This window comes from Streptomyces sp. CC224B (genome assembly GCF_030010595.1).
In the GTDB taxonomy this organism is placed as follows: domain Bacteria; phylum Actinomycetota; class Actinomycetes; order Streptomycetales; family Streptomycetaceae; genus Streptomyces; species Streptomyces longispororuber.
This window is the reverse complement of sequence record NZ_JASCXL010000123.1, coordinates 19,289-28,047: the sequence shown is the minus strand read 5'-3', so window position 1 is coordinate 28,047 and position 8,759 is coordinate 19,289. Positions and strand designations below refer to the sequence as shown.

Here is an 8,759-nt window from a genome sequence, read left to right as displayed (position 1 = left end):
GGCGGCCGCGGTGGCGCGGGCATGCCGCAGCCCCCGGTGCCGCAGCAGCGGACGAACGACGCGGGCCAAGCCGTCGGCGGCGCCGGTGACCAGGGCCGCCGGCCGCAGCTCCCGCCGCGCGGCGGGCCGCGGGCCGAGCTGCCCGGCGGTGCCCCGCAGCAGCCCCGCGTCCCGAGCTGGAGCGACGAGAACGCGCAGCCGCAGGTGGCGCGCGAGCCCTTCGACACCCCCCGGGGTCACGAGGAGCCCGAGGCGACGGGGCAGTTCCCGAGCCCGGTGGGCCTCGGTGGCGACGTGCAGGGCCCCGGCTCGACCGCGCAGTTCGAGCGCCCCGACTTCGACGGCCCGCCGCCCGGCACCCAGGGCGAGGGCCGCGGCGCGGGCGCGCAGGGCACCGGCGAGTTCGTGCGCTCCGACGTCTTCGGCACGCCCGCTCCGGCGGCGCCCCGGGCGGGCGGTCCCGCGCACCCCTCCGCCGAGTACGACCAGGGCGGCGAGCACCACGTGCCGCGTCCGCCCGCGCCGCACCGCGACCAGGCCCCGCACGCGGACCTGGACCGGACCGGGGCGCACCAGCAGCTTCCCCAGGCACAGCTCCCGCAGCAGGCGCAGCAGCCCCAGCAGTCGGAGGCGGAGGCGCTGCCGCCCGCGTCCGGGCCGCTCGACGGCCGTACGCCGCTGTACGACACGCTGGAGACCAACTGGTTCTCGCAGCAGGCCGAACAGCAGGCACAGCAGCAGGCACAGCAGGCCCAGCAGCAGGCGCAGGCCCAGCAGCAGGCCGAGCAGGAGCGCCAGGCGCAGGCCGAGCAGGAGCGGGCGCAGGCCGAGCGGAACCGCCAGGCCGGTCCGGACGCCGGGCCGGGCCACCGCACGGACCTGCCGCAGCGCGGCGCCCGCGGCCAGGAGCCGGGGGGTGCCCAGCCGCGGCTGCCGCAGCGCGAGCCCGGTCTCCCGCGGCGCGGTGAGGCGCGGCTGCCGCAGCGTGAGCCGCAGCGGCCGCTCGGCGCCACACGACCCCAGGGCGCGCACGCGCAGCAGCAGTCCCCCGCGGAGCCGCTCGCGCAGCGCCCGGTGGATCCCGCGCCCCAGGCGCCGCAGGCCCCGCAGCCGGACAGCCCGTTCGGCCGGAGCGCACCGCAGAACTCCAGCAGCACCACCGGCACCACCACGTGGCGCGCCACGCCCAACGACGAGCTGGGCCGGCAGGCCGAGCGCGTCCGGCAGCCCACCGCGGGCGGCGTCACCACCTCCGGTCTGCCGCGCCGCGTGCCACGGGCGAACCTCGTGGCGGGCACCGCGCAGCAGGCGCAGGACAGCTCGGGTCCGCAGGTCTCCCGCGCGCCCGACGACGTGCGCGGCCGGCTGACCAACCTTCGTCGGGGCATCCAGCAGGGCCGCCAGGCCGGAACCGGCCAGACCGGCAGTTTCCCTCGCCCCACTCACCAGCAGGAGCGTTAGTTGAGTCCGATGAGCCAGGCGGCACAGAACCTGAACTGGTTGATCACCAACTTCGTGGACAACACCCCCGGGGTGTCCCACACGGTCGTGGTCTCCGCCGACGGCCTGCTTCTCGCGATGTCCGAGGGCTTCCCGCGCGACCGCGCCGACCAGCTCGCGGCCGTCGCCTCCGGCCTGACCTCCCTGACGGCCGGGGCCTCCCGGATCTTCGAGGGCGGGGCCGTCACCCAGACCGTGGTGGAGATGGAGCGGGGCTTCCTGTTCATCATGTCCATCTCCGACGGCTCGTCGCTCGCCGTACTGGCGCACCCGGAGTGCGACATCGGCCTCGTCGGCTACGAGATGGCGCTGCTCGTGGACCGCGCGGGCACCGTCCTCACCCCGGACCTGCGCGCCGAACTGCAGGGCAGCCTGCTCCACTAGCCCGGCGCGCGGGTCCCCCGGCCCGCCGTAGCCGCCCCCGGCCGCCCCACCGGCCGGGGACCGGACCGAACGCAACCACCCACCGTCCGGCCGCCACCGAAGGCCCCCACCCGGCTGATGTCAGACGGAACGCAGACGACTGCTGTCCCGCCCGGAGGATCCATGAACCCGCCCACCGCCTCTCATGACCCGTACGGCGCTCATGCCGGCTACGGCATGGAGGGTGACCAGCCGCTGGTGCGCCCGTACGCGATGACCGGTGGCCGGACCCGGCCCCGTTACCAGCTCGCCATCGAGGCGCTGGTCAGCACCACGGCGGACCCGGCCCAGCTCATGGGGCTGCTCCCCGAGCACCAGCGGATCTGCCACCTGTGCCGCGAGGTGAAGTCGGTGGCCGAGGTGTCCGCGCTGCTCTCGATGCCGCTCGGCGTCGCCCGCATCCTCGTCGCCGACCTGGCCGAGGCCGGGCTCGTCGCGATCCACCAGCCCGGCGGCGACGAGACCACCGGTGGCCAGCCTGATGTGACTCTGCTCGAAAGGGTGCTCAGTGGACTTCGCAAGCTCTGAGGTGGGCGGCTTCGCGGACTCCGCTCCCGTCGCCCGGTCCACCACCTCCGCCAAGATCGTGGTGGCGGGCGGCTTCGGCGTGGGCAAGACCACGTTCGTCGGCGCGGTCTCCGAGATCAACCCGCTGCGTACCGAAGCGGTGATGACGTCGGCGTCGGCCGGTATTGACGACCTCACCCACACCGGTGACAAGAAGACCACCACGGTGGCGATGGATTTCGGCCGTATCACGCTCGACCAGGACCTGATCCTCTACCTGTTCGGCACGCCGGGCCAGGACCGCTTCTGGTTCATGTGGGACGACCTGGTGCGCGGCGCGATCGGCGCCATCGTCCTGGTCGACACCCGGCGCCTGGCCGACTGCTTCCCGGCCGTGGACTACTTCGAGAACTCCGGGCTGCCGTTCGTCATCGCCCTCAACGGCTTCGACGGCCAGCAGCCGTACACCCCCGAGGAAGTCCGCGAGGCGCTGCAGATCGGACCGGACACCCCGATCATCACGACCGACGCGCGACAGCGTGCGGAAGCAAAGAGTGGCTTGATTACGCTGGTCGAGCACGCATTGATGGCACGACTCAAGTAGGCGAAGACATACGGAAGTTGCCGTATATCGCACGGAACGATCTGTGTCCTTTGACACGGACGACTGCCGTGTTCATAACGTTTCGACAGAGAATGCGGCCGACGCCGAACACGCATCGCGACCGGCCGGTCTCACTGTGCTCACATGAGCCCCGCCTTTTGGCGGGGCTCGCTCTTTATGACCGATTTATCTGAGGCTTACACCACTCGCGCCACTCCCTTCCTACTGTTTGGAAGAGCACCACCTGACGTGCTGGAATGCGCTGAACTGCCCAGTAGCACGGGCCCTTGGAGACGACAGCGGCACCAGCGCGGGAGCCGCCGCCGAGAGGTTGTTGGTCGAGTGAGGCGAAGCAAGACGAGCCCCGCACCCCCGGATCGGGACACGCGGGGCAACTTCACCCCGCCCCCGCGAGCGGCGGAGCCGGCCGCGGACGTACCCGGCAGTGAGCCACCGGCCGCCAGCGGCGGCCGGCTGTCGCCGCGCAACTGGCGTGTACCCACCCGCCTGAACGCCATCCTCCTCATACCCGTGCTCGTCGGCCTGGTCATGGGCGGCTTCCAGGTCAAGGGCGCCATCGACACCTGGGACGAAGCCCGCGACGCCGAGGCCACGGCCCGTCTGGTGCGCGCCTCACTGGACTACGGCAACCGCCTCATCGAGGAGCGGGACGTCTCCGCCGCGCCGCTGCTGCGCGGCGAGAAGGACGACCCGGAGGTCGTCAAGGCGCGCAAGGCCACCGACGAGGCCGCCAGGGCCTTCGCCGACACCGCCGCCGACATGCCGCACAAGGAGGGCCTGGAGCGCCGGCTCGCCGGCTTCAAGAAGGTCGAGCCGAAGCTGGAGGGCCTGCGCGAGGCCGCGTACACCACCAAGCTTCCCGGGGTGGAGACGGAGGAGGCGTACGTCGCCATCCAGCACCCCCTGATGGAGTTCGCCAACGAGCTCGGCCTCGGCACCGGCAACATCACCTCCTACGGCCGGACCGTCTACGCCGTCTCGCTCGGCAAGGCCGCGCTGTCCCTGCAGCGCTCCATCGGCACGCACCTGCTGGTGAAGCCCGGCCCGACCCAGGCCGCCTTCGCCAAGCAGAAGATGGCGTTCTCGTCGTACGCCTACCTGGAGAACATCGCCATCCAGGAGTACACCGGCGGCGGTACGCCCTCCGACGTCAAGAAGCTCGAGGACGCCCAGAAGAAGCTGGCCGCCGACGCCGACAGGCAGGCGGAGGAGGCCGCGGCCCGCGCCCGGGCCAAGGGGGAGAAGTACGTCCCGCTGCCGCGCGGCGAGAAGGCCCTCGGGCTGATCGCGAACATGCCGAGCACCCAGCCGAGCGCCCGCGAGGAGCTCGCGGACCAGGGCGTCACCGCCACGACGCTGTGGGACGCCACCACGGCGAAGTTCGACGCGTACCGCGCCATCGAGGCGGACCTCGCCGACAAGGCCGTGACCGAGGCCTCCGGCATCGCCGACGACGCCAAGACCGACGCCTTCATCACCGGCGCGATCGTGGTGGTCGCCCTCCTCACCGCCTTCGTCCTGGCCGGTTTCATGGCCCGCCAGATGAGCCGGTCCATGCGCAGCCTGCGCACCGCCGCGTTCGGCATCGCCGAGCAGCGCCTGCCGATGCTGGTCGACCAGCTCTCGCGCACCGACCCGGGCCGCGTGGACACCCGCGTCCAGCCCATCCCGATCACCACGACGGACGAGATCGGCGAGGTCGCCCGCGCCTTCGACCAGGTGCACCGCGAGGCCGTCCGGCTCGCCTCCGAGCAGGCCCTGCTCCGCGGCAACATCAACGCGATCTTCACCAACCTCTCGCGCCGCAACCAGTCGCTGATCGAGGGCCAGCTCACCCTCATCACCGACCTGGAGAACAACGAGGCCGACCCGGACCAGCTGGAGAGCCTCTTCCGCCTGGACCACCTGGCGACCCGTATGCGCCGCAACGGCGAGAACCTCCTCGTCCTCGCGGGCGAGGAGCCGGGCCGCCGCTGGGACCAGCCGGTGCCGCTCGTGGACGTGCTGCGCGCCGCCTCCTCCGAGGTGGAGCAGTACGAGCGCATCGAGCTGTCGGGCGTGCCCGAGGCCGACATCCACGGCCTGGCCGTGACCGACCTCGTGCACCTGCTCGCCGAGCTCCTGGAGAACGCCACCACGTTCTCCTCGCCGCAGACCAAGGTGAAGGTCACCGCGACCCGGCTGCCGGACGGCCGCGTGATGATCGAGATCCACGACAAGGGCATCGGCCTGACCGCCGAGGACTTCGCGGACATCAACCACCGGCTCGCCAACCCGCCCACGGTGGACGCGGCGATCTCCCAGCGCATGGGCCTGTTCGTGGTCGGCCGGCTGTCCGACCGGCACGGCATCCGCGTCCAGCTCCGCCCCTCGGGCGAGCAGGCGGGCACCACCTCGCTCGTCATGCTGCCGGAGAACATCACGCACGGTGGCGGCGGTGGCGAACACCACCCGCAGGACAACGAGTTCACGGTCTCCTCGATCATCCCCGAGCAGCAGGCGCAGCCGGCCGAGGAGCTGCGCACCGCCGCCGAGCTGGGCTTCGACGACAGCCGCTACCAGGAGCCGGGCGCACAGGGCGGGCAGCTCGACCCGGTCGGCCGCTCGCTGCTGCGCGAGGAGCGCCGCGCGGCGCTGGAGGCGCAGGCCCAGTCGGCCCAGCAGCCCGCCGCCGAGCGCCCGCTGTTCCGCGACGAGGTGCAGGGCGGCCAGGAGGCGTACGGGCAGGGCGCGGGCTACGACCAGCAGCACGCGGGGCCCGGCGGTTACGACGGCTCGCAGGGCGCGTACGACGGGACCCCGGGCGCGTACGACCCGCAGCAGGGCGCGTACGACGGCGGCCAGGTGCCCGGTTACGAGCAGGGCCAGGGCGGCTACGACGGGCAGTACGCCGCGCAGCCGACGTACGACCAGCCGCAGCAGGCGTACGACGACTCGTACTACACGACGCAGGACGGCTACCAGGACGGCGCGTATGCGGAGCCCGGTCAGGACGGCCACGAGGCCGCCGCCGGCACCGCGCAGGAGTCGTTCGTCGCCTACCCCGAGCGGTCCCACCAGGACGACTGGCCGCTGCGTGACGGGTACCAGGAGCCGTACCAGGGCGACTACGCTCCCGAAGCGGAATCCGCCCCGGCGACTGACGCGGGCGAGCACGAGCGCGTAGGCTTCGACCGTCCGGGACCTGCCCCGACGACCCCCTCGACCGCTCACGAGCTGACCGGCGCGGGCCTGCCGCGCCGGGGCGGCACGACGGCGGACGGCAGCGGCGCCTCGGCCGCACAGGACGAAGAGGGCCGCGACGGCGAGAGCCCGAACGGCGACCCGCAGAGCTGGCGCACGGCCAACGACGAGCGCTGGCAGCGTGCCGAGAAGCTGCGGAAGCCCAAGGCGGGCGGGGTCACCTCGTCCGGCCTTCCGCGGCGGGTGCCCAAGGCCAACCTGGTCGAGGGCACCGCGGAACAGACCCCGCAGGGCGGCCCCCAGGTCTCCCGCGACCCCGAGGAGGTCCGGGGCAGGCTGAGCAACCTGCGCCGCGGCGTCCAGCAGGGCCGCAGCGCGGGCAGTGACACGAATGGCCAGGGCTTCAGCCCTGATAGCACCTACAACCAGGAGCGTTAGTGTGAGCCCGATGAGCCAGGCGGCGCAGAACCTTAACTGGTTGATCACCAATTTCGTGGAGAACACCCCCGGGGTGTCCCACACCGTGGTGGTCTCCGCCGACGGACTCCTTCTGGCGATGTCCGAAGGCTTCCCGCGCGACCGAGCCGATCAGCTCGCCGCCGTCGCGTCGGGTCTGACGTCCCTCACGGCCGGGGCCTCCCGGATCTTCGAGGGCGGCTCGGTGACCCAGACCGTTGTGGAGATGGAGCGAGGATTTCTCTTCATCATGTCCATTTCTGACGGGTCGTCCCTTGCCGTACTCGCCCACCCAGAAGCGGACATCGGTCTCATTGGGTACGAGATGGCACTTCTCGTCGACCGCGCCGGGACGGTGCTCACTCCGGACCTGCGCGCGGAGCTTCAGGGGAGCCTGCTCAACTGACAGACAGACGGTGCGTATTCGCGTCCCGGGGCCGTAAGGTTTCGGGACGCGGCTCCACAGCGATGGTGCCGGGCACAGTTTCGGAGGAGGAGTACGTGGCTGCAACACCCCCAGACGGTTCGTCTTCGGCCCACTGGCCCGCCGGCCACGGCCAGGGTCAGGGTGACGGTTCGCAGAACCGGTACAACTTCCCCTCCGCGCCCAGCCACCGCCGCCAGCCGCCGTACCGGCAGCCCGGCCCGCAGGCGCAGGCCCCGGGCGCGTACGACCAGTCCGTCCCGGGCCGGCCGTACAACCAGCCGGCTCCGGGCGGCTACGGCCGGCAGCAGCCGTACGCACCGCGTGTCCAGCCCCAGCACGCGCAGCGCCGCTCCCCCGAGCCGGCGCCGGCCGCCACCAGCCCGCTGGTGCGGCCGTACGCGATGACCGGCGGCCGCACCAGGCCGCGCTACCAGCTCGCCATCGAGGCGCTGGTGCACACCACCGCACAACCGCATCAGTTGCAGGGCCAGTTGCCCGAGCATCAGCGCATCTGCAACCTGTGCCGCGAGATCAAGTCGGTCGCCGAGATCTCGGCACTGCTCTCCATCCCCCTCGGCGTAGCCCGGATCCTCGTCGCCGACCTGGCGGAGGCCGGTCTTGTCGCCATCCATCAGCCCGGCGGCGACGAGTCCGCCGGCGGTCAGCCAGACGTGACACTGCTCGAAAGGGTGCTCAGTGGACTTCGCAAGCTCTAGCGGCGGAGCAACAGCCCGCTCCACCACCAGCGCGAAAATCGTGGTGGCGGGCGGCTTCGGTGTGGGCAAGACCACGTTCGTCGGAGCCGTCTCGGAGATCAACCCGCTGCGCACCGAAGCCGTGATGACCTCCGCGTCGGCAGGCATCGACGACCTGACGCACACCGGCGACAAGACGACCACGACGGTCGCCATGGACTTCGGCCGCATCACGCTGGACCAGGACCTGATCCTGTACCTGTTCGGCACGCCCGGCCAGGACCGCTTCTGGTTCATGTGGGACGACCTGGTGCGCGGCGCCATCGGGGCCGTCGTCCTGGTCGACACGAGGCGGCTCGCCGACTGCTTCCCCGCCGTCGACTACTTCGAGAACTCCGGGCTGCCGTTCGTCATCGCCCTCAACGGCTTCGACGGCCACCAGCCGTACACCCCGGACGAGGTCCGCGAGGCCCTGCAGATCGGCCCTGACACCCCCATCATCACGACGGACGCCCGGCACCGGGCCGACGCGAAGTCCGCGCTGATCACCCTGGTCGAGCACGCGCTGATGGCCCGCCTGCGGTAGCTTCCGGCGCCGCCCCCGCCCCGGCACGCCGAGAGGGCCCCGTACTCGCTGGAGTACGGGGCCCTCGGCGTTGTCCGTCGCCCGCAAGGGGCGGCTGTCCGGAAGGGACGGGCGGGCTCAGCCCTGCCAGCTGTGCGGGGCGCGGAACCCGGGGGTGCGCTCCAGGCGGCGCCAGCCGGCCCTGTCGCCGCCGTGGGGGACGGCGGGCGCGGGCTCGGGCAGGGCGGCGGCCCGGGCGAGCAGGAGCGCCGTGATGGCGGCGACCTCCTCGGGCTCGGCGTGGCCCTTCTCGACGCGGATGTCGGCGCGGACGCCGGTGGGAGTCGTCATGGGCGGCAATCTCCTTGTGGGGTGCTG

General features: G+C 72.3%; 8 protein-coding genes and 1 pseudogene. 8 read left to right on the top strand and 1 reads right to left on the bottom strand.

What is annotated here, in order from left to right; all coding sequences use genetic code 11:
- The 8 genes and pseudogenes from QK440_RS34245 to QK440_RS34210 form a co-directional block, all read left to right on the top strand.
- Window positions 1–1,461, top strand: a pseudogene (locus QK440_RS34245) (hypothetical protein); the annotation flags it as partial.
- 9 nt (window positions 1,462–1,470) lie between these two features.
- Window positions 1,471–1,884 carry a roadblock/LC7 domain-containing protein gene (locus tag QK440_RS34240; RefSeq protein ID WP_190139150.1) on the top strand — a complete coding sequence of 138 codons (414 nt, stop codon included), beginning with the start codon at window positions 1,471–1,473 and terminating at the stop codon, window positions 1,882–1,884.
- 162 nt (window positions 1,885–2,046) lie between these two features.
- The gene (locus QK440_RS34235; protein WP_282797148.1) at window positions 2,047–2,451 is read left to right on the top strand and encodes a DUF742 domain-containing protein; all 405 of its coding nucleotides are present in this window, start codon (window positions 2,047–2,049) and stop codon (window positions 2,449–2,451) included.
- Window positions 2,432–3,034 (top strand): ATP/GTP-binding protein, encoded by a 603-nt coding sequence (locus QK440_RS34230; RefSeq protein ID WP_282797147.1) that lies wholly within the window; start codon window positions 2,432–2,434, stop codon window positions 3,032–3,034. The genes QK440_RS34235 and QK440_RS34230 overlap by 20 nt, the downstream gene beginning before the upstream one ends.
- A 342-nt stretch (window positions 3,035–3,376) precedes the next feature.
- The gene (locus QK440_RS34225) at window positions 3,377–6,676 is read left to right on the top strand and encodes a sensor histidine kinase (RefSeq protein ID WP_282797146.1); all 3,300 of its coding nucleotides are present in this window, start codon (window positions 3,377–3,379) and stop codon (window positions 6,674–6,676) included.
- A gap of 10 nt (window positions 6,677–6,686) precedes the next feature.
- Window positions 6,687–7,100, top strand: a complete 414-nt coding sequence (locus QK440_RS34220) for a roadblock/LC7 domain-containing protein (protein WP_030676106.1) — start codon at window positions 6,687–6,689, stop codon at window positions 7,098–7,100.
- 62 nt (window positions 7,101–7,162) lie between these two features.
- Window positions 7,163–7,837, top strand: a complete 675-nt coding sequence (locus QK440_RS34215; RefSeq protein ID WP_282797145.1) for a DUF742 domain-containing protein — start codon at window positions 7,163–7,165, stop codon at window positions 7,835–7,837.
- Window positions 7,818–8,402 (top strand): ATP/GTP-binding protein, encoded by a 585-nt coding sequence (locus QK440_RS34210; RefSeq protein WP_030361923.1) that lies wholly within the window; start codon window positions 7,818–7,820, stop codon window positions 8,400–8,402. The genes QK440_RS34215 and QK440_RS34210 overlap by 20 nt, the downstream gene beginning before the upstream one ends.
- A gap of 117 nt (window positions 8,403–8,519) precedes the next feature.
- Here QK440_RS34210 and QK440_RS34205 read toward each other — a convergent pair whose 3' ends face one another.
- On the bottom strand, window positions 8,520–8,732 hold the full coding sequence (locus QK440_RS34205) for an acyl-CoA carboxylase epsilon subunit (protein ID WP_282797144.1): 213 nt from the start codon (window positions 8,730–8,732) through the stop codon (window positions 8,520–8,522).
- Window positions 8,733–8,759: the final 27 nt, after the last annotated feature.

Bases quoted from the DNA above. Each gene is read 5' to 3' on its own strand.
- QK440_RS34240 (WP_190139150.1), top strand. From the start codon at position 1,471: ATGAGCCAGGCGGCACAGAACCTGAACTGGTTGATCACCAACTTCGTG.
- QK440_RS34235 (WP_282797148.1), top strand. From the start codon at position 2,047: ATGAACCCGCCCACCGCCTCTCATGACCCGTACGGCGCTCATGCCGGC.
- QK440_RS34220 (WP_030676106.1), top strand. From the start codon at position 6,687: ATGAGCCAGGCGGCGCAGAACCTTAACTGGTTGATCACCAATTTCGTG.
- QK440_RS34215 (WP_282797145.1), top strand. From the start codon at position 7,163: ATGGTGCCGGGCACAGTTTCGGAGGAGGAGTACGTGGCTGCAACACCC.
- QK440_RS34205 (WP_282797144.1), bottom strand. From the start codon at position 8,732: ATGACGACTCCCACCGGCGTCCGCGCCGACATCCGCGTCGAGAAGGGC.